This is a genomic window from Acidovorax sp. FG48 (genome assembly GCF_057809085.1).
The window spans coordinates 20,313-42,375 of the sequence record NZ_JBMDJH010000025.1 but is presented as its reverse complement, the minus strand read 5'-3'; the positions used below and the strand labels follow the sequence as shown (position 1 = coordinate 42,375).

The following is a 22,063-nucleotide window of genomic DNA, read 5'->3' as shown; positions in this document are numbered from 1 at the left end:
GCGTGTTAGCCATATTCTGGCTCCTTGATGTTGTGGTCGTTCATCCATGGGCGCGCGGGGTTTGCAGGCAGCAGCTTGCCGTCCGCATCGCGCAGGGCGATCATGGGGAGCAGCTCGCCTCGGTTGTATCGGAGGGCAGTGTCCACAATGTCCTGGTCGAAGAACGTCTTGGGTGGCGAAACGCGCGTGTACTGAGAGCCAAGCACCGTCTGCCCGTCAACGTATGTTTCACCCGGCAATGTCACCGCTGCGTCCGCCACCTTCCACGACTCGCCGCCGTCCTTGGAGACATGGATCGTTGCGCGCAGAACCGCGCCGGGCTCCTTGCGCGCTGAGTACACCGGCACCGCGAGTGTGCGCTCGTCGATGGAAACCACGAACCCCACGCGGAACGACCAGACCGACGGCAGGAACTTGCGCACCCAGGTCAGGCCACCGTCGTCAGACACCAGCAGCATGGGGCGCGAGCCGGGGTACTCCAGCACCTGGGGCAGCGTTTCTTCGTAGATCCAGTACGGATCGAACTGCATCCACAGGCGCTTCTTCTTTTTCTTGTCCTGCGGGTCGATGCGGTACGTAGCTCCGCCGAAGCCGACGGGCACGTAAGGCACCAGCAGCTGGCCAATGCCGGGCGTCATCAGCCCTGAGCTAAACACCGATCCACTCATGGATGCGATCTGAGCGGTCCCAGCGCTGGTGATGCGATGTACCTGCATCTGGGGCGACCCGAAGTCCTGGAACCAGGAAAAAGCTAGCAGCGTTTCCTTGTCCTTCACCAGTAGGCCGCCATAAGGGAACACTCCGGGGAAACCTGCAGTAACCGGCGCGTAGGTCCATGTCTCACCGTTATCCTGTGTCCACATGAAAAACGCATCACTGTTCACCGCCTGAATGGAACCGCCAGCTCCGTACTGCATGACATGGACATTCACGCGCAAGCAGACCGTCGTTGGGCTTAGGCGGTGCAAAGACATGCCACGCGCTGCCAGGTAGTGCAGAGGGAGCGACGGCAACGACGGGAAGGTGATCTTTCCGAGGGCAACACCACCACCTGGCGTGGTGCGCTTGAACGTCAGCCGATAGGGGCCTGCACTGCGGCTGTCGTACACATCGTCTGACGCCGGGTAGACGGCGATGATGGACAGATACTCGCGCCCATCCTGGGCCTTAGCGATAGCGGGCTCGGCCACAGCGTAGGTGTCCGAAGCGTCCCCACCCGTTGGTACTTTTGACACCATCGCGGGGTCCAGGGATGACCCGAAAAGCACCCCGGAGAACGCAGCAAATACCTGAGTGTCAGAGTACATATCCACCGTAGAGCGGATGGAGCTAGAAAATGAACGCGGGGTCGGGTCAAAATCGAGGCCACTGTGGACGTCGAACGAAAAAATCGGTGCGCTGGTGGCGCCCACGACAGGGTTCACCTCAACCAACTCCACGCGCGCGGCGCGCAGCCCGCGCTTCTTGGTGTGTGGCTGCGGCGTGTTGAGCTGCTCACGCATCGAGTCGTTGAAGAAACGCGGGTCGCCAGGGACCGCCACTTCGCGCAGCATCAGGAGCTTGCCGTCGCCCTTGGCGAACAGGCGCCGCTTGCCCGCGTGCGCCGTGTAATTGGCCTCGTACATGGCTTCCAGAGAACGCGGCGCAGAAGACCGCGTGAACCCGCGATGGCGCGACACGCGGGTTTGGGTCTTGAAGCCGCCGATCTCGCGGAACGGCAGGTCGCCGTTGACGGGATCGACCTCCGACATGTATAGCCGCGTGCGCTTGCGCAGCTTGGTGTTAGGAGGCAATGACAGCAGCTCGTTACCGATGAGGTCAACAAGTTCGCCGGGCGCCTGCTCGGAATAGGTCTGGGAGGTTTCGTGCAGCAGTACAAAACGCGGCTGCGAATCGCTGGATTCTTTTTCGATCCGCACGAACTCACCCGACTTCTGCACCGTGCTCTCGGCGTCGCGGTAGGTGATGAACTCCGAGCCGACAGCGACCATGGCCTGGAGCTGGTCTTTCTCCTTGCCGTCTGAGGTGCCTTTGGAGTCATCGAATATGAGCATCAGAGGATCTCGCGCGATCCGACGAAACCGGTCCAGAACTCGGTCGGTTCGGTCGGCACGTAGGATGCGCCGACCAGCCACACTACTTGCGGGGGCGGAGACTTCGACGGGTACGTTACGAACAGGGCGTAGTAGCCGTCCCCGCTGTAAACGTCAACGAGGTCCACGGTCAGCGCGCCGATGTCCGCGCCCGCATAGATCAGGCCGACCTGGATAGTCTTGCCCGTAAACCAGCTCCCGCTGCCCCCCTCGTGCCAGATCTGACACCCGGTCGTCTTCACCCAGCTCTCCGTGTACGGGTCCGGGCCTTCTTCTGGGTCGTAGGAATACACCCAGATCGCCATGTCCCCCGCATCGAGGGTCGCAGGGTCGCCGCTGTACACCCCCCAGTTCTCAGCCGCGTCCGTGTCCGCAACTCCAACTGCATCTACCGGGCGCAGAACGTGTCCGGTGCCAGGGGCCCACTCGAACGTGTGGAGGTTGCGGACTTCCATGGAGGTCCTTATGCGGGCAGTCCAATGTTGACGTAGTTCACAGCCTGGGTGTTGCCCGAGGTCAGTGTCAACGAACTCAGATTCAGCTCCGCACCGGCCGTACCAACGCGCCCCTGTAGGCGTGGCTGCGTAGTCGAAGCTGCCCCGGTATCGGACGCACCGACGAAGCGGAAGAACACAGCGCTGCCGGTAGCCAGCACCGGACCAGCCCAGGTCTCGCCTGCGGCCTTACCGATGGCGCCACCGTCTGCTGTGCCGAGGTTCAGCCCGGCGCTGATGCCGTCGCCGTACACCGTCAGCAGCAGCGTGTGGTCGCCGGTGATGGCGGCGTCAGCAGACGCAGGGATGTTTGCAAGGGTGCAGGAATACACCTTGATGAAGCCGTCAGCCAGCGCGTCTTTGAGGCTGCTGGTGCCGAGCATTGCGTTACGGAGACCGGTAGATACTTGCCATGCCATGGTGAATACTCCTTACAAGGAAACGAACTGAAAGCCGGTCAGCACTTCGAGATACACCGAAGCGTCAACAGGTCTGGGATTGGCAAAGCGCACCACGGAAAGCAGCTTCCCGGTGGTTGCGCCCTTGGCCTGCACCGTGCTCAGGAACGCGCCGTTGACCGTGGCAGCAGCCAGCATGTCGAAGCGGGCTGGATCAGCGGCGTTGGATGCTGCGCCAGCCGTCACACTCCCCAACTCCAGCAGTAGGCGCCCGGCCTGCACGTAGTCCGTCACTTCTGTGACCAGTGATCCCAGCGTGGCGGCTGTCTCGGTGCCGTTGGGGATATGTGCCCCGGACCAGAGGCCGATGTAGAGGTTTGCCGGACCTGCCCCGCCCTTGAAATAGGCCGTCACCATGTCGTTCAGTCCCTCCGTAGGGACACGGTTCTTGGCGTGCTCGGTGGCGATCAACTGGTTGGTGCGCTTGTCTCGCGCGGCCATGGTGTAGGTAAACCCAGGCCGAATAATTTGGTTCATTTCAAGCGTCCTTTCTGACGATTCGTGCTTCGGCATAGGAGCCGATACCGGCCGCCATGGAGCCGGGCTGAGAGAGTGAGGCCACCACAGCGTTACGTCCGTCAGCCTCGCGGAACAAAGTCGCCGCAGAGCCCGTGACGTTCAGGGCAATGCGCTGCTCCTGTATGTTGGAGATCTGTCCAGCCCGGTCACACATACACAGGCCGCGCGCACTCATCCAGTGCGCCCCTCCGTCATCGCGGTATCCCTCCTGCTGCGCTGGGCCGCCATAAGGGAGCACAGCGCGTACCTCTTGGGCTGGGAATCCACCAGCAATGAAATAGGTCTTGTCGGACAGCACCATCACACCGCCTTCGACTGCGGCGAGGCAGGTGATAGGCGCCGGGAAAATCTCAAAGCCTTTGGCCGCGTCGCGCAAATGGGGGGTGAACGGCTCGCTGTAGACCAGAACAGAGCCCACGGCCACCAGCAACCTGGCGTTGTGGTGCGCAATGCACTGGCCGGGTGGCATGGGTGTGAGGGCTTGATCGGCAATGGTCAACTCCAGCCCGTCAGTCCACACTGGCGTTGGCCCGGTTTCGGGGTGATAAGAGCCCACCCGGATGCCATCGGTGAAGTACACCGCTTCGTTGACCTGTGTGTAACGCACGGGGGTGGTCATGCCGAACCCAGCGGTAACAACAGTGCGCTGCATCCCATCGTCAAGCCGGTAGATGGTCCCAGCGTCGCAGTACAGCGCGAAGCCGTCACCCTGCCAGCCGCAATGGGCATCAGTTCCGGCAAAGGCCACTGAGTACCCCTCGCGCGTCTTGACCGAACCTGTCGCGGTCACGTCCACATTGAGGGCGTCGCGCAGCAGATGGCCGGAGCCATCGGGTATCCGCAGGTTGTAGTCGGGCAGCCGGTTATCCATTCCGCGAGGGAATGGGCCGATGCGCTGCGTCTGGGAGATTGCCATGCGCGGTAGTTTTCCCGGCGCGGCAGGGCTTGGCGAACCCTACTGGGGGGCTTTACCTTTGGCCCTGATAGAGTCAGATCAGGAGGACCCTGCATGAAAAGCAGATCATTCGTCATCGCCTGTGTTGCGTTGACCGCTCTTGCCGCAAACGCTCAAGTTCACAGATGCAAAGACGGCTCTGGAAAGCTCATCTTTTCAGATCGACCATGCGACGTAGGTCAAGCTGGGGAGCAGATCATTCGCAAACCCTCCCCTGCTGAGATACGGCGCGAGCGCGAACAAGCCCTTGAGGCCGAGGCACGCAAACAAGACCAGCGGCTCGCTGAGCAGGAGCGGGAATTGCGCCAAAGCCAGGGACAAGCTCAGATGGCGCCAATGCCGCTTCCTGCGGGCCAACAACCAAAGGATGACTGGCAGGCTCGAAAGGATCGCGAGAACGCGCGGACCTCTGCCAGTTCGATTACGAATAACCAAGGAAGATGGGACGCCAAGGCCGAAGCGGAACGTGCCGCACAGCGTCGTGAAGAGCTACGCAGGCGCCATGCGGCCCAGAAGCAATTCATGCTCACCTGCACGGCCGGCATGTGCACCGACGAATGGGGTGCCACTTACTCTGGCTCAGGAGCTTTTCTGACGAGAAGTGACGGGCGTTCGTGTTCAGTGATGGGGAATACTGCCCACTGCCAATAGTCGGGCTGTCTCAGCAGAAAGAAGAAAACCCTCCCGGGCTACGATGGAGTTCTCACACAACCATCACCCGATCAACGCAGCACGCTATGAGCCCGCCTCGGCGGGCGTTTTGCATTCTGCCGCCCTGCTGCTACATTCCGCCCATGGCACAAGACCAATACAAGCGCCCAATGTCACTCGCGGAGAGCGAAGAGCTGCTGCACGGACGTAACCCAGATGCGGACACGTTCGGGTTCTGGTACGGGCTAGTGTTGGATCTGCTGAAGGTTTCAGCCTGGGTCGCTGTCATTGCAGCAGTGTCATACCTCTGCGTTGCTGTACCAGCCTTGGGCTGGGCTCTTGCCGGTGGAGTTTTGGTGTACGCGATCGTAGAAATCTCCAAGGCCGGCAAGAAGTAACTCACCGCTGCTGGTCTTCCCGCGCAAGCGCAGCGACACCTGCACCGCCTGCAGCCGGGTTCAACACTGCCTTTTCAGCCAAATTCCGCACAGCCTGCTCTGAAGTCATCTTGCGCGCCAGCACATTCGCAGTCGCTGGTGCGGCCAAGGCTCCGGCAATGACCACGGGATTGCCGGACGCGAGCCCACCGATCAGAGTGCTGGCCCAGGCGCCCAGTCCGATTTGACGCGCAGTTCCCGATGGATTCGAGAACACCTGTGCACCCTCGCGCCGGTTGGCCGCCATCTTCCCCATCATCATCACCTTCTCTTCCAGCCCAGGGAATCCCGAGTTGGAGAACAGCGCGCGCCGCGCTGGCAAGGACATGGCCGCAAGGTTGGTCAGAAAGGTCTCGCTGCTGAATGCGTCGCCCATCTCGTTTTGCGCGGAGTTCTTGGCGCGGCCAAGGCGCTGCAGCACGGCGGCAGCCACTTCGCGACGGTTTTCCTCGGGCATGGACTTCATCAGGCGGTTGATCTGGGTGCCGCCATCAGACAGGCCGCTCGTGGCAGCCTTGAACACGCGCTCAGGCGCCTCGCGGTTAACGATGGATTCCAGCTGGTCCAGGCGCTGAATGCTGGCCTTGGTGTACTGGTTGGCACGGCTCCAGGCCTGCTGCGCCTGTGGGCCCGCCTGCTCTGCTGCCGTTCCCAGGTCATCACTCAGGGCCGCGTACAGCGCGCGCCACTTGCTGCGGGGTACATCGGAGGTCAGGGAGTTCTCGGAAATCTCCTGGCCCACCAACGTGCGCAGTTTCTGAATGGCCTGGTACGGCAACTGGCCGGCAGTCGGGGCAACACCCGTGGAAGACATGCCGGGAGCAATGTTGGCCAGCGTGGCGCCCTCCACGTCCTTGAGCATCGCGCGCTCAATGTTGCCGATCTTGGCGTTGCGGAAGAACTGGGACAGGTTGGGCGCGCCGTCGATGCCCTCGTTCAGCGCCTTCAGAGCCTCCTGGGTGCGGTTCACACTCACCGGCGTGTTTGCCGGGATGAAGTTGTCCAGCTTGCCGTACAGCTCCTTCTGTGTGGTCTTCACGCTGTCCTTGAACGCATTCACGCCCTTGGTGATGGCTTCGCCAGCTCCCCAGCCGGTGGCGTTTGGCGCAAGCTGCTGTGAAAGCTGCTGCACCGAATCTTCCAGTGCCTTGGCCTGGGCCTCGCCACGGCGGGCCATGATCCCGGACCCGCCAATGACGTTCGACAGCCCGGTTTCAGCCGCCTGCAGAGTGCGCGACTGCGTGGCCTGGCCCATGGTTGGGACCGTTCCAGATGCTGCCTCAAAGGTGGCGATGTTGTCGGCCACGCGCTGGCGGCCCGCTTCTCCACCACGCAGGGCCCCACGCACTGCCGTCTGAGCAACGAATGGGAGCACTGACGGAGCCAGCGAGCCTGCAACATTGGCCACAAGCTGGGCACCCTCGCCGCCTCCGCCCTCGCGCGTTACCGCTGCAGCCCCCTGTCCGGCGGCGCCGCTGGCCACTTGCGTGAGAGGGGCTGCCGCCAAAGATCGACCTACAGCCTCGGTGACGGTGCTGGGCGGTGGAGGGACGATGCGCCCAGCAACCTGTGCTGCTTCGGCCGCACCACCAGCAAGTTTGGTCAACCCTGCGCCAGTGGCGATACCGCCAACTGCAGATGCCCCACCCCGATTGATGTCCTGCACCACGCGCTCCGAAGCGGTTTCTGCCACCGGGATCCCGGCTTTTGTCAACAGGTCGTTGGTGGATTCACCCAGCATCTTGAGGCGGGGTCCATTGCCTTCGCCCATGACGGCATTCAAGCCTGCATTGATGGGCTTGGCTACCAGGTTGTCGGTGAGCGTTGCAGGGAGGTCGGTCAGGCCCTGCACGACGCCACGGACACCAATGCCGAGGCCGCGCGCCGCGCTCTCGCCCAACGTGCGCTGCTGGCCGCCGGATGCTGGAGCAGGCGCAGCAGTCGTGGTCTGCGCTGGCGCGCCAGGCGCAGGACGCACGATCTCGTCCTTGTCCCACGGGTTTGCCGCAGGCGCCGCTGCCCTTGCTGGCTGTGCTGCTAGAGCCGGAGCAGCAGGTGGCGCCCCACCACCTGCAGGCCGGATGATCTCGTCGTTGTCCCAAGGATTGGCCATTACGGTTTCCTCCGCACTTCACCGGCAGGCGTCTTGTAGTACGCGCCGGAGGGCACAGCCTCGTAACCCAGTGCATCCTGCACCGCAGGGAGGTACTTGATATTCAGGTTCTCGATGGTGCTCATCGCCGCGCGGCGCTGCTCCACGGGGATCGTTGGGTCGCCAATCTGGCCCGCCATCTGCTTGTAGAGCAACACATCCTTGTCGGACTGCGGACCGGACATCTTGGGCATCTTGGACACCAGAGCGCCTTCCAGTGCCTTGAGCTGTGCCGAAGCCTTCGCGCCCTCGGTGGCAAAACCGAACGTCTGCGCCAGCTTGTCTACCCCGACACCCGCATAGCTGCCGGTGGTCTTGTCCATCAGGGGGCGGGCTTCGTTCAAGATCGAAAAAATATCCTGCGTGTCCTTGCCCTGCTGCACGCCTTCCTTGTTTTGCTTCAGGTCGGCAGGGCCTCCTGGGATGGCCTCCATGTTCCCGCTGGCCGTGTAGCGGTAGCCGGGTGGTGCCTTGCCCTCCTGCAGGGCCTTCAATCGTGCAGCCTCGGTCACGCCCTGCGCAGCGATGCCGGCGTGAGTGTTGTTCCCGCGCTCGGTGATCAGCGCGCGATCCAGGGCGTTTGCGTTCTGCGCGTCCGCGATGGCCGCGCCGCTGCGAGCCTGCATCTGCGCGCGCATGTTGTCGGCGTTCTCGCGCATGGCCGCTGCGTCCAGGCCAGGTTGCGCCTGCTGCAGGGCGGCGTCAGTGGCCTGCGCTTGTGCCAGTGCCCGGCGATCTTGGGATTTCTCACCATCTCCACCCCATCGGCGGTCGTTCGTGATGCTCGATGCGGCGGTGGCCAGGTTCTCCAACTGCTTGCGGGCCGCCCAGTCGTTGGTGCTGTTCCTGATGGTGGGGGCGCGTACCTCAGTTTGAGGTGCGTTCGGCATCAATGCCAGTGCATCAGCTGCCTGTCGGCGCTGCAGGCCTTGGGCCACATCCTCATTGCGGGGGCTTGGGTCTGCGGCGGGCAATGCGCTCATGGCAGCGACAGCAGGCGCCACAGGCGCGGGAGCTGGCGCCATAGAGGCAGCGCGCGAGAGCGCTCCAGCCGGTGCGGGCGCTGCTGGAGGTGGAGCCGAAGCGACAGCTACTTGCGCGGGCGCTGGGGCCGTGGGTGCAGGTGCACCGCCGCCGGTCCAACCTGGGGGGCCACCGACAGGAATTTGCGCCAAACGCTGGGCCCGCTCGTCGTCCAGCACCGTGCCGCCGTCAGCGTACCGGCGCGGAGGGAACCCGAACTGCGTCTGGCCCGGCGATGGCAGCGATCCCAGGCGCTGAGACGCAGACTGGAACCCGCCCACGGCTGGGGCTGGTGCAGCCGTCGCGGATAGCGGCGGAGGTGCAGGTGTCGGCGTCAGCGCTGCCTGGGCTGCACGGCGCTCCGGGCTGTCCATGATGGAGCTGGCCGTGACTTGGTTGTTTCTCTGGGCATTGCGCTCGGCCCAACCCATTGGGGCAGCTGGAGCTGGCGCAGGTGCTGGGGATGCTGCCGGCGCTACGGCTGCCATGACCGATGCGGCGGGTGCAGCTGCTGGAGCTGGCGACGCCGCAGGAGCAGGCGAGGAAACCGATGGGACAGTGCTGACCGTGCCGGCGCCAGCTTGGCCATTGATCGAGACATTGCCGCCCACGTTGCCGCCGCTGTAGCTGTTGCCTACTCGGGTGATGTCGTTCTCGACCATGCCGCCATCGGCAAACATCATGGGCGGCATCTGAGCCATGCGGTCGGCAGGCCGGTAACCCATGCCCTCCTCGGCATCGTCCTCCTGACCGCCGGGCATGGCCTCAGCCATTTCGTGTCCTGGGCCTTCGCCCGCCTCATCATCAGTCTGGCCGCCGTCCTCGCCGTTCACCGGCTTGTGCGTGGTGTCCTTGAGCAGCTTGAGCACAGCCGCACCCACAGCCATGACCTGCTCGGGCGGGAATTCGAACTCGCCATTGCTCAGCTTCACCGGCACGGTGGCCAGCTTTTCCAGCGCGCTCTTGCCCAGCGCCTTGGTGCTGTCGGCCGGCATGATGAACGTGCCTGGCTCGGCCTCGGTCTCGATGGAGTCGCTGGTGCCGGTGCCAGGGCCTCGCACCATGCCGCCCCGGGCAAGGTACTGGGGCTGCTGCTTGTATCCCATGGCCTCCATCTGAGGAATCATGGCGCGAAGACGATCCGCAGCGGATAGCGCGGCGGGCGCCGGAGCGGCTTGCTGGTAGCCCATCGCCTGCACTTTCGGGATCATGTCACGCAACTGGTTCAATCCGCGAGAGCCAAAGCCTACGGCGCCGCCGTCAGCATATTGCCCAGGGAGTTGCGCGAGTCGGCGCGCTGCCGGTGGCTGGTAGCCGTACATCGGGGTGCCTTTCGGGGTGTCTTGCGGCCTAGTTTTCCCGTGTGACGGCTCTTTGGCGAACCCTACTGGGGGCCTCTATCACCAGTTGACGCGCACAACTGGTGGCCGCTTGTCTCTGCGCTTTCTCTGGACGTTTGCGTCGGGGCGCTCACCGAACGCCTGCACAAACAGGGCAAGCGACGTGGCCGCCTTGTTCGGGTCGAAGGTGTCAGCGTCCTGCTTGAGGTAGGCGCGGTGCAGCACCCAGTCCATCAGCCGCTCGTGAAACCGCTCTGGCAGCTCTGGGCGGGCCTGGTCAATGTCAGCACTCAGCGGCTTGAGAGCTCCACGGACGACGGTCAGCGCAATGGGACCAGCAACGGTTGGAGTTGGCACCAGGCGCACCTTTGCCGGTTGCAGGCCGCTGGGTTGTTCGAAGATGAAGACTCGCGGCTGACCGCTGCGGTTTTCCCATCCAGGGCAATCCTGGTCCAGCTCTTCCACGCTGGTCTCGTCCAGGCGCCTACCGTTGAATGTCAAGCGCCGGATTTCGAAAACACTAGGATGCAGGCTGTAGGTGGACTCGCCGACCTGCGCGGAAATGGAGCAAACGGCAGCGGTCGTGCGGTCCTCGATCAGCTTGGCACGCTCGCATGCCTCCTGCACCGCTTCATTGAGGTAGCGGACAATCTCCTCGGCGGACCAGAAGTACGGGACCTCGTTGTCGTATACCGTGCTTCTGAAACCTTCAATGAAGTCCGCTACCTTCACGATCAGTCCTTGGCGGAGACTTCGGACCAGATGGCGTCTGCCTCTTCGCGCGCCACCTTGAAACCAGTGCGGCCGCTCAGCTTGCGCAGGTCCGGCTTACCGTCGTTGGTGAATTCGTCTTCGGCGCCGCTGTCCAGCATGGCGTTCATGGCGTCGGCAATGACCTGTTTGCGATCGAAACCAGTACCTGCAGGTGCTTTTTCATCGGTCACAGACGCAGGCACTGCGCCACGCGAAATCGCTTCGCGGTGGAACATCTGATCGATCTCATCGCCCTCGGGCGAGATCACGCAGGTGTGACCGGTGGTCAGAGCCACATACAGCGGCTCATCAGTGGGGGAGCGGAATTTCATGATGGTGTCCTTCAAAAAACCCGGCGGGGATCAAGCCGCCGGGTGCAAAAGGCCATTGCTGGCCTGACCACTGAGAAACAATGGGTCAGCCTTGGCTGAAGGCTGCGCGGCCTTCGACGTAGTAGCTGATGGTGATGCGAGCAGCTCCCGCCGTTGCGCCGGTTCCGGTTTGCGCAATCAGTGCCTTGAGCGCTTCAGAGACCGTGTGCTTGTAGCCAGTGAGCGTCAGCGCGGTGCGGCCGGCGGTCTTGAGGTCAATGGCAGACGAGGTGTAGCGGTCATCATCTGCCGCATCGCCCAGCTTCAAGGTCGCAGTCGTGGCGCTGTTCCAAGCGGTCTTGACCACCACATCGCCACCAAAAAGGATGGCATTTGCAGGCAGGTCAAAAGCCGCTTCGGCAGTGCCGTAGGCGGTAGGGTCGGCATAGCCGATATCCAGATGCGCCACGATGAGTTCTTGGCGCGACGAGTTTTTCTTGATTGCCACGATGGGCTCCTTTCAACAACAAGGGGAGATCGAAAGGACAGAGCCAGCAGGCCCCGTCCCCGGGGCCCGCATTACTGCAGGTAGGTATCGACCGTCAGCAGGCCGAAGTCTTCGACCGACTGGTCGTAGATCGAGTAGAACTGCGGCTTGAGGAAGCCCAGCATCTTGTCGATGTTGATGCCCTGTTGGCTGCCGTACTGGAACGTCTTTTCGTCCCATTCAGGTGCACCCAGGTCGGCCATGCCCAGCGCTTGAGCGCCAGCCAGGATCGAACGCGTGCCGTTCACCAGACCACCGGAACCCCACTTCGAGCCCGATGCGGCGCCCTTGGTGTTGTAGACCAGGTTGTGTTCGTGAATAACGGCACCGTCCACGGTCACGGTCGCACCAGTGAACCATGGCGAATCGGTCCCGCCCTTGGTAGCCACAGCCACCACGGCGCGCTGGTAGTCGGGGTCCTTCTTCAGGGCCGCCAGCGTGCCGGGCTGCACGAAAAACACGTAGTACGCCTTGCCACCGGACATCAGCGGCTTGATGTAGTGCTCCTTCGCATAGGCGATCAGGTCCACGATCATCGTGTACTTGGGCACGTAGGCAGTCGTGATGCTGCCCGTATTGGACGTTTGCAGGCTGGTGCCGTCGAACATCAGGGCGCGCTTCGAAGAAGGCGGCGTCAGATCGGCTGCGAATGCCAGGTTGGGGAACGGCGAATTCACGCGGGGAGCGCCGTTGTTCTTGAAGGCGTAGCTGATGCCCGACATGGTCAGGAATGCCAGCTGATCGCAGCGGTTGGCCAGCCAGAAGGCCAGACGGTCGCGGCCCATTTCGCGGAACTTGATGACCGTCTTCTGTTCGGCCAGCTTGCCCTTGTTGCGCACCGAGTGGGTCAGCAGGTCGATGCCAATTTCTTGGCTGTACGACTGCATCGCTTCTTCGTTGCCTTCGCGCTCGTTGTCACCGATCACGCCGTCTTCAACCAGGTCGGCGACGAGGTGCATGATGACCCGTTCGCCCTTTTCGGTCTTGGTCAGATCGGTGATGCGCTGAATGACGCTGTTGTCATCCGTGCCGATGAAGTTCTTGATGAACATCTGGTCGCGCGCGGCCTTCCAGGTGTCCCGCTGCCAGACGATCTTTTGCTTGGGCGTCAATGCCGCAAAGTTGGTAAGCATTGCCATGCTCCTTGAATTGGTTACGGACTGAGGCGTGCGCTGCCAATGCGAGAGACATGACTTGGTGGCGGTCAAGGGCGCCGGGTGGTTTAACGTCCTCCCGTGACGAGATCACCCTGATTTCTAGACCAGCAGGCCGGGCGAAACCTGCTGGTCGTTGTGGTTGGATCAGTCGCCGCGCAAACGCTTCTTCTCGGCCTCGGGAAGCGCGTCGTACTGCTCGTCGGTGAGCGATTCGACATCGATCCTGGCCGCCGTCGCGCGGTTTCCGATACCAGCCTGCACCGGGGGTGGTTGCAGCAGAGAATCTGCAGCGCCACGCGCCAGTGCTTGTGCGGTTCTAGTGTCTTTCCGCTCCGGTGTGTCTGTCGATTCCCTACTGGGGGTATCACCATCGGGAGCGAACTTCGGAGCGATCTTGTTCACGGCTTCCTGCAACGCCAAATGGGGTGGCATGCCCTTCTTGATGCGCTGGTCGCGGGCCGCCACGATCAGGTCCAGGGCCTCTTCACCCTCTTTCGTGTCGAGCCACGGATAGGCCGCCACGGCAGTCTGCACGGCAGCCGCCAAGAGGGTCTGCGTCTCGCGCGCGGTGAACTCGGTCGCAGCGACTTCGCGGGCCCGGGAGGTCGCCTCGGTCACAAGGTGGGCATTGATCTCACGGCGGATGGACGCGGCCTTCTTGCCGTCACCGGCATACAGCGCTTCGGCGTATTCCTGCTCTTTGGCATCCACATCGAAACCGCCAGGGGCTTGGGCTGCGTCGGCCTGGGCTGCAGGCTTTGCGGTGGCAGGCGCTGCGGCGGCCCCATCGGCTCCAGCTCCAGCCTTCTTCAGGCGCTCAATTTCCGCCTGGGCTTCCTCCAGCTTGCGCAACGCCTCCTTGCGCCCTTCGTTCACTTCGTCGAAACGGGCCTTGGGGATACCAGCCTGGCGGCGGCCATCACCGGCGTCTCCGCCATCTGCATCGCCAGCAGCACTTGCGGCACCTGCAGCCGAGGAATCAGCGCCAGCGTCTGCGCCTTCTGCATCGGCCGATGGCGTGAATGTGTCGCCTCGATCTTCCTGGCCATCGCCTGCGTCGGCATCGCCGGTGTTGGTCACCTGAATGACCTCGCCGCCCAGATCGGAGCCGTCGTCCTCTGCGGGTTTCATGAAACCGCTGTAAGGCTGCAGGCGGCGCTTGAGTTCTCGGATGTTCATGGTGTTGCTCTCCAGTGGTTAATCAATCGGTGAGGGTCAGTCGCGGCTCTGCTCGCGAGCGATGGCGTGCACAACGCCGTGGAAAACGTAGGCCGCCGCGCGCTGGCTGGCGGTCAGCACCGCGACGGATGTCCCGTGGTGGGCCGTGGGGTGCAGTGAGGGGTTGTTCAGGAACGCCGCCACCTTGGCGCAGGTGTGGTCCTTGTCCTTCTCGGGCAGGCGCTCCCATGGTGGTGTGGCGTAGTCTCCGTAGGCTGAGTTGTGGGCGGCCACGGTTTCATGGGCCACGCGGGCGATGGCTTTCACCAGTGCGTCTTGGGTCGAATTCGCATACTTGGCCGCGTCCTTTTCTTCCTCGGCCTTGTGGTCCTTCAACTGACAGGCGTAGCACTGGTGCACGCCACCAGGTCCCATTTCGCCGCAAATGTCGGCCTCGCCGTGGCCTGTTGTTCTTCGTGATCCGCAATAAGTGGTCATGGTCTTCCTTCAGTGGTGGTCAATTCGAGGGTGTCGATGCCCTTGCCGCACCCGTTGTCCAACGCCATGGCTACCTCAACGGCGCGCACTGCTGAGTGACCGAGATACATGGCAGCAAGGGCGTAGTCCCGGCCCGAGCCGATGGCATCGAACTTGTCTTCGTGGAACTCGGGGAACGGGGTATGCGCGTAACCAGACGCCCTGCCGTCCAGACCGATGTGCAGACACCCCACGGCGTCGTCAGATGCCTGGAATGCCGGGTACTTGGCAGGGTCGCAGCCAGCGCGAAACCACTCCAGCAGTGCGAAAGCGCGGCTTCCGTCACCAGCGAAGCCGACAAGCCCGCTGGGCACGCGGTAGATCTTTGTGACGGTGCGTAGATAGCCGCAGTTGGACGCTGCCTTGTCGGCAGCCAGCGTCTTTCCGTCCCAGGCGATGATGGTCATTAGCCGATCTCCTGCTTCATAGCAGCGCGCCGAATCGCCCGGGCGTCCTCCAGAGCGTTGTGTGGCACAGCCGACGCCCCGCTATCCAGATCTCTGCGGACTTCCATGGTCAGTGGAGGCGTGTCGAGACGCATGCCTGGGCCAGTAATCAGGGCTCGGCAAAAGTGCGCGATGTCTTCTGGCCAGTCGGCCACGATGTGGACCGTCCGATAGGCGGAGAGCCACGCCTGCAGGCGCTGCTGCAGCATCCGCAGAGATGCGTAAGGCTGCCCAAGCACTGGAATCACGTTGGCTGCCACCCATGGCGAAGGGTCTTGGCAGTTCAGGACAGCGTAGAAATCGCGCCCGGTTTCATCCACCATGCCCAGGGAAATAAGCTCTCCGCCGAAGTCGTTGAACTCGGTGTCAATGTAGATGTTCATTGGCCGATCCCCGGTTGCATGCCATCGGCCTCGGGCGTCTCGATGCCATCCATCAGCCCGCGCGCAGGGCTGGCTGGTGTCATGGGGTCGGTGTTCTTTGGCATGTCCATTCCAGCGGCCTCAACGGCAGCGTCAGCAGGTGGCACATCCACATACGGCGCTGCGTCCTGGTCCTCGAAACCGATGGTCCCGAGCATCTGGTCGGCAACGCCAGCGATTTGTGCATTGCCCGCCACCACCTGGGCGCCCTGCATCGTGCTGTACAGGGTCTCGCCACGCTTTGCGATGGTTTCGGTGTGCACCTTCTCCGTCTCGGCCTTGACCTTCTCCGCCTGAGCGGCCTTGAGCGCAGCGTCGGCCTCTGCCTTCGGGTCTGGAGCTGGCGCGGCCTGGCTCTGCATATTCCCCAGGATCTCGTGCTTGTCCGTGAGGCCCGAGTAACGGATTACCGTGGCATCTGGGATAGCGACACCAGCCTTACGCATCTCCAGAGCCTGCTGGAACTGGCTGTTCTCGAAGGTGACCTGCATTGGCTGCTCGGAGATAACCACGTCGTACTCTCCCACCGTCACATCGTTGATGTAGTTGCCGGTCTCGGGGTCGAACTTGTTGATTTCCAGCGTCTCCTGCTTCGGTTTGCCCGTCATGGGGTCCGTCTCTGTGATGCGGAAGATGCGGTAGCTGTCGTAGTACCGCTGGATCAGCTTCAGGATGCGCTGGGCCAGCAGCTTGCGCGTGTAGGCCAGGTTGTCGAGCGGCGTTGCCAGCTGCTGCTGGCTGGCGAACTGCTTGGACTGGATGGCAATGCCAGCCTCGTCATTGCCGCCGATGCCGCGCATGGCCTCTGGCACGGTCACATCCTTGAGGGCCTTGGTCGCGCGGTCGATCAGGCGATCAACGCCGGTTGGCACTGAGTTGGGCTGGATCTTGTCGGGCTTGGTCGAGCCCTTCTTGAACTCCAGCACCAGGCCGGTCTGTGCGCCGACAGTCTCCAAGTCCTCCGTGTCCATGTTGGTCAGGGACTGTTCCTCCACCACCCAGCCGCTGTTTGCACTGGTGTTGATGATGTGGACGAACTGACTGACCGCCTTGTTCAGCGCCTCCTGCGGGCCGATAGCGTTGTCCACCATGCCGCGCGTCTTCCCCCGGCGGAAGTAGGCGAAGTACGGCACTGGCGTGAAATGCTCATATGGGCTGAACTCGTCGTGGATGGTGCGGCTGTAGGTAGATACGATCCACTTCACGCGGCGGCGCATGCGGCGGGCCTTGACGGCACCCTTCGCGATGGCGTCTTGAATCGAATCGGCTGCCATGCTGTCCATGACGTGCACATCGCCGGTTTCCGGGAACACCAGGCAGTCGGTCATTTCATAGACGAACTTCTGGCGGTCGATGATCCGATAGCGGTTGATGCCGTCGCCCTCGGCGCCGTAGGCATCGTACAGCCCGGTCTTGACCGTGCCAAAGCGGTTGCGAGGCACTTCCTCGTCGGAGTCGCCGAAGTCCTGGCCATGGTCGTTCGACGCCTCCGCTTTGACTCTGGCGTCCTTGCCGTAAATCTGCTCGATTTCGTCCAGAGTGAGCCAGCGCGTGATGATCACGTCGCTCCACTTGTCCGGGTCGTAGCTCTTGGCGTCCGGGTCCGGGATCACGTCGCGCGGGTCCAGGTCGAAGATCGTCACCTCGCCGAACATGTTGCGGTCGAAGCTGATGCGCACGTCGAAATAGCCGCGCTGCTCGATCAGCCCATCACTGAAGACCTTGGTTTCGAGCCAGTGCAGATTGGTCGAGTCGGCAATCTGCATGGCCACCTTCTGGAGCACAGTGGCCGTTTCCAGGTCGCTCTTGCCGCCGCGCGGCTTGAAAGCGATGTCCATGCGGTTCTGGATCTGGTAGCCCACGGCGCTGTTGACGCTGGGCATGACCTCGTTGAACTCGTAGAACGGCCGCTTCTGGTCGGTCAGGATGGCTTTGTCGGCCGCGCTCCATTGCTCGCCGCCGCCCAGGTACATGCCCTCGCACTTGGCGGCCTGCTCGGTGTATTCGATGTGGCCACGGTCCTTGCCGTAGCAGTAGCGCTGCCAGTTCTCGCGCGCGGACTGGTCGGCTGGGGTCGATGCTGTTGCCATTGCCTCAGTCCTCCCGCTTGGCGATGACGCCGTCCGCAGACAAAATCAGCCCATGCTCCGCGAAGAGCTTTTGTGCCAGTGCCGCCCGCTCTTGCTGAATCCTGTTTGAGATACCTCGGGCCGCCTCGTACTGGCTTTTGTACTGCGCAACTTCCAAACGCAGTTGCGCCACCTGATGACTCAACCCGATGATGGTTTGATCTTTCGTTGCCATGGTGTTCAAGCGGCCTGAGCCGATCCCTGTGATTTGTTCTTGATGCCGAGGCGGTCGCGCCAGCTGCGTGGGCGCTCACCCTTGGCGTAGATCTCTCGATAGCCCTGGGCGAACTGCCGCAGCGCATCGGCCGGGTTGCTCGCGGCGTCGTGGCGCGGGTGGTCTGCCCACACGCCCAGCCGCTTGTTCCACTCCTTGCGGTAGGACTGCAGGCCAGCCAGACCGGAGGCGCAGCCTTCTTCATCGAACCAGCAGTTCCCGAAGATGTTGCGCACCATCTGAATGCCGGTGGTCACCGACTCGATGCGGGGCACGATCTCGATGTTTTTCAGACCCAAGTCACCCAACAACTCGGCGTAAGTCTTGGTCGTGGACGCCTGAATACGGCGTGCATTGCCGTCGTGCGGTAGGTAGTGACGACCCCAAACCCAGCCGGTTTTCTGCATCTCTGCGACGTAGTGCGCGGGAGCCTCGCCGCTGTTGCCGTACGACTTGATCCAGCAGTGGCGCAGGCCCACTTTCTGGTGGAACCAGATGAAGTTCTCGTCGTTGAGGCCGATGTCCCAGAACGTGTCCACCGGAACGCCAGGCATGTAGGGCACCCGCGTAATCCGGCCATCCTTGCGTGCGGCGGCGAGCTGGACGGCGTAGTAGGTGCCCTCTGTGGACACCTGAAAGGCTTCTTCCGGCGTGCTTGGGTACTCCTGCCACATCAGTTCAGGGTCGCCGCCAAAGTCGTTGTCGCGCGTGGCCACATACCAGGCGCGCTGCTCGGCTTCGATCTGCTGGCCGATCAGCGCCTCCACCTTCTCAAAATACTCGCGGTCCTTTTGAGTCATCAACACCGTCTGCGGGTTGATGCGGTACTCAGGAGCCTCCCACCATGGGAAGAAGTGGAAACGGTAGTCGCGCTCGGAAAGCTCCTTGCCCTGCTCTGCGCAGGCCATGGCCTTCTGGGTCATGCGGAAGAACTCACCCTCGCGGCCCTCGGCGGTGGACTCAATGATGGTGATGCCGCTCAGAGGAACAGCTGGTAGAGAGCCGGTGACGACCTCGCGCGCCTTGTCGGGGAACTTGGCGCAGATCTTCCCGAACTCCGACACATGCAGGCGGTGAATGGTCCCGGAGCGCATGGACGTGGCCACGCGGATGCTGCTGTTGTTGTGCCCAAAGAGCAGCTCGCTGGCGCTGTCGCGCGCCAGTGGCATGATTGCCTTCAGCTCTGGCGGCAGGTGGTCGTAGGCCAGCTTGACCTTGTCGCGGAAGATGGCCTCGGCCGCCTCGCGGTCCTGCGCGATGATCCCGCAGCGCTGGTTTTCGTTGAACAGGGCGTGATCCAGCCACAAGATGGCGACCAGAGTTGTGAACCCAAGCTGACGTGCCTTCAAGATCACGTTCCGGTGCCACAGCTTGCTGATCAATCGGCGCTGGGCCCGGTTCGGCTTGAAGGGCACCACGGTGCCTTCGCCGTCGTCGGTCTTCACCATGATCTTGTAGAGGTGCCCGGAGCACAGGCGCCACATTGGGTCAGCCAGGCAGCGCAGCAGTTCTTCCTCAGTGGTGGGCACGAAGTCGAGCGGTATCTTCATTTGCCCGCCTCTTTCCCATCGCGGACAACTGGCAGGGCGCTGCCCTTCATCGCCGCCAGCATCGCCAAAATTGGGTTGGACTTCTGGTCGTTGTCCTTCTCGTACAGCCCCAGGATCTTCGCGGCCTGGTCGAGAGCCGCGTTCTTGTTGGCGATCTTGTACTTCTTGACGTGGCCGACCAGCACGCGGTCATCGCCATGGCCTTCCCACTCTTCCAGGACATCCAGGCCGACGATGCACGCGGCCGTGTCGTCGTCCAGCTCCGTCACATCCTTCGGGCGGCCGTCCGCATGGAACATCTTGCGGGGGTCAAAGAAGGCGATGCGGGCAATCTCGCGCTGCACGCGGGCCTGTGTCAGCTCCATCGCGGCAAGGCGCTCGTCCTGGCGCGCGGCGATTTCCGACTGCTTTACTTCCAAAAGGGAAGCGATCTGTGGTTTTTTGAGGTTCTCCGCCCCGATCTTGTAGGCGGTCTTGGGGCTGTAACCCGCAGCCATCGCGGCTTGCGTGGCATTTCCCGAAATCAGGTATTCCGCTACAAACTTCGCCTGTTTTGGCAGCAAACCATCAACGCGCGCGGTAGCTGCAGCACCCTTTTCAGATGCTGCGGAAGTCTTTTTGGTGGAACGGGCAGCTTTTGCTACCTTTTTTGGTGCCATGCCCCGAGTTTTCCGGGGCGGAGCCAATGAGGCGAACCCTACTGGGGGTGTTCGCAGCGGTACTGAGGAATGAGCGTTGGCACCATGACCTTACCAACCATGTTATTGACGGTCACAAAGCCAGCCAACACCCGGCGACCGCCACGCTCTTCACACGATGGGCCACTCTCTGGTGCGAACTTCCAGACGAAGGCAAGCACCAGCGCCGTTGCAATGATGAAGGCAGCCAGCAATCGGGCATTCATGCGGAACTTCCGAGCAGATCCAACTGCGCCCCCTGCCCCTGCAGCTTGCGCACCTCGGCCTCCAGCGCCTTGCGGGCGGCCTTCTCTTTGCGCAACTCGGAAAGCATCTCCGCCATGGCCACGCTGGTTTCCCGCCCGTACTCAATGTTGCTGTACTGAACCACGTCCCCGGCCAGGCGCTTGGCCAGCGCGCGGCGCTCCTGTGGCCACATGCGGATTTCATAGTCCCCGAGCTCTACGATGGTCATGCCGTCTGGGAGGTCAGTGATGGACATGGGCCGTGGCGCAGGCATCTGGTCAATGATCTCCACCACCCCAGCAACTGGACGGCGCAGCTGTCCATCCTCCACCATGCGGTTGAGGTGGTCGTCCACTGTGGTGAGCTTCAGGGAGGTGACTTCGGCCAGAACCTGACGGGTCGCTATCTGGCCCTGGGCGCGGAGGTCCACCAGGGCGCCCCAGATGATCTGGCGGGTGGTGCGTTTTTCTTCGTTTGCGCTCATGTGGTCATGCCTCCCTGTTCAAAAATTCGCTTGCATCTGCCCGTCTGTCCGCGTGGCATTCAGCCGCTCCAGCGCCCACTCAGCGGCGGCCCGGTCACGCGCCTGGCTGCGGCTGTCGAAGGCAATGGCCCGCCACTCCAGAACCTGGGCCAGATGGGCGCTCACAGCAGAAACCCCCGCTCCCGCATGAACTGCAGCGGGTCTTTTGCCGACTTACGGACATTGCAACTCGGGCACAACAGCTGGATGTTTCGCGGCTCATGCAAACCGCCTTTCGCCAACGGCTCAATGTGGTCCACATGAAATCGGTGCTGAATTCGCACCTTGCAAACCGCACATTTCCACTTCTGCGCCTCACCAATCCGTTTGACGGTCCCACGGGGAAGCCGCCCCGCAATCCTGTTTCTGCGGTTCTGGGCCATTTCCCGAGCCTTTTCAGGGTTGTTCTGGCGATACTGCCGCGTCCATTTGGCGCGGCGTCCGTCAGCTGTGGCCCGTGCAATATGCGCATCTAACCCACCCTTCCAGCGGCCGTTCTTTTCGCCACGCAGAGGAACAAATTCACCTGTCTTGAATTTGGCGCGGCGATCTTCCCCGCGTTTCATCGCCGCGACATGAGTGCGCCCAGAAGCCAGAAGATGCTCCGTGCACGCACGGGAGCAGTACTTCCCCTCACCGTTCCGAAGGCTCGCAGGCCTAGCTAGGAACGATTGACCGCAATGCGCACACATTCGCTCGCGAGCCTTCAATAAATCGGCTTTGCGTAGCGCCGCGCACTCTGGCCCGCAAGTGAGATATTTCGATGCCTTGCTGGGTGGTAGCCACATCGGGCGATTGCAGGATTTGCATTCCACGCGCACCTTTTTGGCGTTCTCTTGGAATCGTTTTTCAAACCACGACATTTAGCCCCTCCGTAAATTGGAATTTCTTCGGCCAACAACCCATCGCCTGAATCCGGCGCTGCGTGTCAGCAACCCATGCGGGCTCGATCAGGCGGCGGGCCTCCTTGCTGAACAGCGCGCCCTGGTCGAAGAGGCTGTGGCATCCGCGCTGGCCGGGGCGGTCGGCGCACAGCGGGAAGGTCTGCAGGTCGCAGGCCTTGGTGCCCATGCCCTTCCCGGTGTTGGCGTGCGCCGCCTGGCTGTGGCCCCAGATGCCGCAGTGCAGGCATGGGAGCTGGGCGACCAGGCGCAGATAGGCTTTGCTGCGGATGGGCTGGTCCTTCGGCGCGGAGGTGGGCGCAGCCTCCACCGGCAGCGGCGCGCGGAACGCCCCGGGCGTGACGGTTGGCATGGCGCGCACGCGGTCTG

26 protein-coding genes are annotated in these 22,063 nt (G+C 62.6%); 2 read left to right on the top strand and 24 right to left on the bottom strand.

Annotated features, from left to right (window positions below):
- Positions 1 to 5: 5 nt before the first annotated feature.
- From ACODSU_RS22995 to ACODSU_RS22975, 5 genes are read right to left on the bottom strand one after another with little or no spacing between them, the layout of a single operon-like run.
- Positions 6 to 2,054, bottom strand: a complete 2,049-nt coding sequence (locus ACODSU_RS22995; protein WP_488845111.1) for a hypothetical protein — start codon at positions 2,052 to 2,054, stop codon at positions 6 to 8.
- A complete protein-coding gene (locus tag ACODSU_RS22990) occupies positions 2,054 to 2,548 on the bottom strand; it encodes a hypothetical protein (protein WP_488845109.1) in 495 nt (164 codons plus the stop codon). Before ACODSU_RS22990 ends, ACODSU_RS22995 begins: the two co-directional genes overlap by 1 nt.
- Positions 2,549 to 2,556: 8 nt before the next feature.
- The gene (locus tag ACODSU_RS22985; protein ID WP_488845107.1) at positions 2,557 to 3,006 is read right to left on the bottom strand and encodes a hypothetical protein; all 450 of its coding nucleotides are present in this window, start codon (positions 3,004 to 3,006) and stop codon (positions 2,557 to 2,559) included.
- Positions 3,007 to 3,018: 12 nt separating this feature from the next.
- Complete coding sequence (locus tag ACODSU_RS22980; protein WP_488845105.1) at positions 3,019 to 3,522, bottom strand: hypothetical protein; 504 nt, start codon at positions 3,520 to 3,522, stop codon at positions 3,019 to 3,021.
- Between the two features lies 1 nt (position 3,523).
- Positions 3,524 to 4,480 carry a hypothetical protein gene (locus ACODSU_RS22975; protein ID WP_488845103.1) on the bottom strand — a complete coding sequence of 319 codons (957 nt, stop codon included), beginning with the start codon at positions 4,478 to 4,480 and terminating at the stop codon, positions 3,524 to 3,526.
- Between the two features lie 93 nt (positions 4,481 to 4,573).
- Between ACODSU_RS22975 and ACODSU_RS22970 the strand changes: the two genes are divergently transcribed.
- The gene (locus ACODSU_RS22970) at positions 4,574 to 5,170 is read left to right on the top strand and encodes a DUF4124 domain-containing protein (RefSeq protein WP_488845101.1); all 597 of its coding nucleotides are present in this window, start codon (positions 4,574 to 4,576) and stop codon (positions 5,168 to 5,170) included.
- Positions 5,171 to 5,313: 143 nt separating this feature from the next.
- The gene (locus ACODSU_RS22965) at positions 5,314 to 5,568 is read left to right on the top strand and encodes a hypothetical protein (protein WP_488845099.1); all 255 of its coding nucleotides are present in this window, start codon (positions 5,314 to 5,316) and stop codon (positions 5,566 to 5,568) included.
- A gap of 1 nt (position 5,569) precedes the next feature.
- On the opposite strand, the gene ACODSU_RS22960 is transcribed toward ACODSU_RS22965, so the two are convergent.
- From ACODSU_RS22960 to ACODSU_RS22870, 19 genes are all read right to left on the bottom strand, one after another.
- Positions 5,570 to 7,720, bottom strand: a complete 2,151-nt coding sequence (locus tag ACODSU_RS22960) for a hypothetical protein (protein ID WP_488845097.1) — start codon at positions 7,718 to 7,720, stop codon at positions 5,570 to 5,572.
- Entirely contained in the window at positions 7,720 to 9,993 is a 2,274-nt protein-coding gene (locus tag ACODSU_RS22955; protein ID WP_488845096.1) for a hypothetical protein, read from the bottom strand. Before ACODSU_RS22955 ends, ACODSU_RS22960 begins: the two co-directional genes overlap by 1 nt.
- Before the next feature lie 189 nt (positions 9,994 to 10,182).
- A complete protein-coding gene (locus ACODSU_RS22950; RefSeq protein WP_488845094.1) occupies positions 10,183 to 10,854 on the bottom strand; it encodes a phage adaptor protein in 672 nt (223 codons plus the stop codon).
- Between the two features lie 2 nt (positions 10,855 to 10,856).
- Positions 10,857 to 11,207 (bottom strand): hypothetical protein, encoded by a 351-nt coding sequence (locus tag ACODSU_RS22945; RefSeq protein WP_488845092.1) that lies wholly within the window; start codon positions 11,205 to 11,207, stop codon positions 10,857 to 10,859.
- Between the two features lie 85 nt (positions 11,208 to 11,292).
- Positions 11,293 to 11,694, bottom strand: coding sequence for a hypothetical protein (locus ACODSU_RS22940; RefSeq protein WP_488845090.1), 402 nt, complete (start codon positions 11,692 to 11,694; stop codon positions 11,293 to 11,295).
- A 71-nt stretch (positions 11,695 to 11,765) separates the two neighbouring features.
- The gene (locus tag ACODSU_RS22935; RefSeq protein ID WP_488845088.1) at positions 11,766 to 12,866 is read right to left on the bottom strand and encodes a N4-gp56 family major capsid protein; all 1,101 of its coding nucleotides are present in this window, start codon (positions 12,864 to 12,866) and stop codon (positions 11,766 to 11,768) included.
- A 168-nt stretch (positions 12,867 to 13,034) separates the two neighbouring features.
- On the bottom strand, positions 13,035 to 14,069 hold the full coding sequence (locus tag ACODSU_RS22930) for a hypothetical protein (protein ID WP_488845086.1): 1,035 nt from the start codon (positions 14,067 to 14,069) through the stop codon (positions 13,035 to 13,037).
- Positions 14,070 to 14,105: 36 nt separating this feature from the next.
- Positions 14,106 to 14,546: a hypothetical protein gene (locus tag ACODSU_RS22925; protein WP_488845084.1), complete on the bottom strand. Its 441-nt coding sequence runs from the start codon at positions 14,544 to 14,546 to the stop codon at positions 14,106 to 14,108.
- Positions 14,543 to 14,992 carry a hypothetical protein gene (locus ACODSU_RS22920; RefSeq protein WP_488845082.1) on the bottom strand — a complete coding sequence of 150 codons (450 nt, stop codon included), beginning with the start codon at positions 14,990 to 14,992 and terminating at the stop codon, positions 14,543 to 14,545. Before ACODSU_RS22920 ends, ACODSU_RS22925 begins: the two co-directional genes overlap by 4 nt.
- The gene (locus ACODSU_RS22915; protein WP_488845080.1) at positions 14,992 to 15,414 is read right to left on the bottom strand and encodes a hypothetical protein; all 423 of its coding nucleotides are present in this window, start codon (positions 15,412 to 15,414) and stop codon (positions 14,992 to 14,994) included. Before ACODSU_RS22915 ends, ACODSU_RS22920 begins: the two co-directional genes overlap by 1 nt.
- Positions 15,411 to 17,543: a portal protein gene (locus tag ACODSU_RS22910; protein ID WP_488845078.1), complete on the bottom strand. Its 2,133-nt coding sequence runs from the start codon at positions 17,541 to 17,543 to the stop codon at positions 15,411 to 15,413. The genes ACODSU_RS22915 and ACODSU_RS22910 overlap by 4 nt, the downstream gene beginning before the upstream one ends.
- A gap of 4 nt (positions 17,544 to 17,547) precedes the next feature.
- Positions 17,548 to 17,757, bottom strand: a complete 210-nt coding sequence (locus tag ACODSU_RS22905; protein WP_488845076.1) for a hypothetical protein — start codon at positions 17,755 to 17,757, stop codon at positions 17,548 to 17,550.
- A 5-nt stretch (positions 17,758 to 17,762) separates the two neighbouring features.
- Positions 17,763 to 19,346, bottom strand: a complete 1,584-nt coding sequence (locus tag ACODSU_RS22900) for a terminase large subunit (RefSeq protein ID WP_488845074.1) — start codon at positions 19,344 to 19,346, stop codon at positions 17,763 to 17,765.
- The gene (locus tag ACODSU_RS22895) at positions 19,343 to 20,005 is read right to left on the bottom strand and encodes a terminase small subunit (protein ID WP_488845072.1); all 663 of its coding nucleotides are present in this window, start codon (positions 20,003 to 20,005) and stop codon (positions 19,343 to 19,345) included. The genes ACODSU_RS22900 and ACODSU_RS22895 overlap by 4 nt, the downstream gene beginning before the upstream one ends.
- A gap of 38 nt (positions 20,006 to 20,043) precedes the next feature.
- The gene (locus ACODSU_RS22890) at positions 20,044 to 20,250 is read right to left on the bottom strand and encodes a hypothetical protein (protein ID WP_488845070.1); all 207 of its coding nucleotides are present in this window, start codon (positions 20,248 to 20,250) and stop codon (positions 20,044 to 20,046) included.
- Positions 20,247 to 20,753 carry a hypothetical protein gene (locus ACODSU_RS22885; protein ID WP_488845068.1) on the bottom strand — a complete coding sequence of 169 codons (507 nt, stop codon included), beginning with the start codon at positions 20,751 to 20,753 and terminating at the stop codon, positions 20,247 to 20,249. The genes ACODSU_RS22890 and ACODSU_RS22885 overlap by 4 nt, the downstream gene beginning before the upstream one ends.
- A gap of 18 nt (positions 20,754 to 20,771) precedes the next feature.
- Positions 20,772 to 20,918, bottom strand: a complete 147-nt coding sequence (locus ACODSU_RS22880) for a hypothetical protein (protein WP_488845066.1) — start codon at positions 20,916 to 20,918, stop codon at positions 20,772 to 20,774.
- Positions 20,915 to 21,655 (bottom strand): HNH endonuclease, encoded by a 741-nt coding sequence (locus ACODSU_RS22875; RefSeq protein ID WP_488845064.1) that lies wholly within the window; start codon positions 21,653 to 21,655, stop codon positions 20,915 to 20,917. Before ACODSU_RS22875 ends, ACODSU_RS22880 begins: the two co-directional genes overlap by 4 nt.
- Positions 21,642 to 22,046: a DUF968 domain-containing protein gene (locus ACODSU_RS22870; RefSeq protein WP_488845062.1), complete on the bottom strand. Its 405-nt coding sequence runs from the start codon at positions 22,044 to 22,046 to the stop codon at positions 21,642 to 21,644. Before ACODSU_RS22870 ends, ACODSU_RS22875 begins: the two co-directional genes overlap by 14 nt.
- Positions 22,047 to 22,063: the final 17 nt, after the last annotated feature.

Bases quoted from the DNA above. Each gene is read 5' to 3' on its own strand.
- ACODSU_RS22995 (WP_488845111.1), bottom strand. From the start codon at position 2,054: ATGCTCATATTCGATGACTCCAAAGGCACCTCAGACGGCAAGGAGAAA.
- ACODSU_RS22990 (WP_488845109.1), bottom strand. From the start codon at position 2,548: ATGGAAGTCCGCAACCTCCACACGTTCGAGTGGGCCCCTGGCACCGGA.
- ACODSU_RS22985 (WP_488845107.1), bottom strand. From the start codon at position 3,006: ATGGCATGGCAAGTATCTACCGGTCTCCGTAACGCAATGCTCGGCACC.
- ACODSU_RS22980 (WP_488845105.1), bottom strand. From the start codon at position 3,522: ATGAACCAAATTATTCGGCCTGGGTTTACCTACACCATGGCCGCGCGA.
- ACODSU_RS22975 (WP_488845103.1), bottom strand. From the start codon at position 4,480: ATGGCAATCTCCCAGACGCAGCGCATCGGCCCATTCCCTCGCGGAATG.
- ACODSU_RS22970 (WP_488845101.1), top strand. From the start codon at position 4,574: ATGAAAAGCAGATCATTCGTCATCGCCTGTGTTGCGTTGACCGCTCTT.
- ACODSU_RS22965 (WP_488845099.1), top strand. From the start codon at position 5,314: ATGGCACAAGACCAATACAAGCGCCCAATGTCACTCGCGGAGAGCGAA.
- ACODSU_RS22960 (WP_488845097.1), bottom strand. From the start codon at position 7,720: ATGGCCAATCCTTGGGACAACGACGAGATCATCCGGCCTGCAGGTGGT.
- ACODSU_RS22955 (WP_488845096.1), bottom strand. From the start codon at position 9,993: ATGATCCCGAAAGTGCAGGCGATGGGCTACCAGCAAGCCGCTCCGGCG.
- ACODSU_RS22945 (WP_488845092.1), bottom strand. From the start codon at position 11,207: ATGAAATTCCGCTCCCCCACTGATGAGCCGCTGTATGTGGCTCTGACC.
- ACODSU_RS22935 (WP_488845088.1), bottom strand. From the start codon at position 12,866: ATGCTTACCAACTTTGCGGCATTGACGCCCAAGCAAAAGATCGTCTGG.
- ACODSU_RS22930 (WP_488845086.1), bottom strand. From the start codon at position 14,069: ATGAACATCCGAGAACTCAAGCGCCGCCTGCAGCCTTACAGCGGTTTC.
- ACODSU_RS22925 (WP_488845084.1), bottom strand. From the start codon at position 14,546: ATGACCACTTATTGCGGATCACGAAGAACAACAGGCCACGGCGAGGCC.
- ACODSU_RS22920 (WP_488845082.1), bottom strand. From the start codon at position 14,992: ATGACCATCATCGCCTGGGACGGAAAGACGCTGGCTGCCGACAAGGCA.
- ACODSU_RS22915 (WP_488845080.1), bottom strand. From the start codon at position 15,414: ATGAACATCTACATTGACACCGAGTTCAACGACTTCGGCGGAGAGCTT.
- ACODSU_RS22910 (WP_488845078.1), bottom strand. From the start codon at position 17,543: ATGGCAACAGCATCGACCCCAGCCGACCAGTCCGCGCGCGAGAACTGG.
- ACODSU_RS22905 (WP_488845076.1), bottom strand. From the start codon at position 17,757: ATGGCAACGAAAGATCAAACCATCATCGGGTTGAGTCATCAGGTGGCG.
- ACODSU_RS22900 (WP_488845074.1), bottom strand. From the start codon at position 19,346: ATGAAGATACCGCTCGACTTCGTGCCCACCACTGAGGAAGAACTGCTG.
- ACODSU_RS22895 (WP_488845072.1), bottom strand. From the start codon at position 20,005: ATGGCACCAAAAAAGGTAGCAAAAGCTGCCCGTTCCACCAAAAAGACT.
- ACODSU_RS22890 (WP_488845070.1), bottom strand. From the start codon at position 20,250: ATGAATGCCCGATTGCTGGCTGCCTTCATCATTGCAACGGCGCTGGTG.
- ACODSU_RS22885 (WP_488845068.1), bottom strand. From the start codon at position 20,753: ATGAGCGCAAACGAAGAAAAACGCACCACCCGCCAGATCATCTGGGGC.
- ACODSU_RS22875 (WP_488845064.1), bottom strand. From the start codon at position 21,655: ATGTCGTGGTTTGAAAAACGATTCCAAGAGAACGCCAAAAAGGTGCGC.
- ACODSU_RS22870 (WP_488845062.1), bottom strand. From the start codon at position 22,046: ATGCCAACCGTCACGCCCGGGGCGTTCCGCGCGCCGCTGCCGGTGGAG.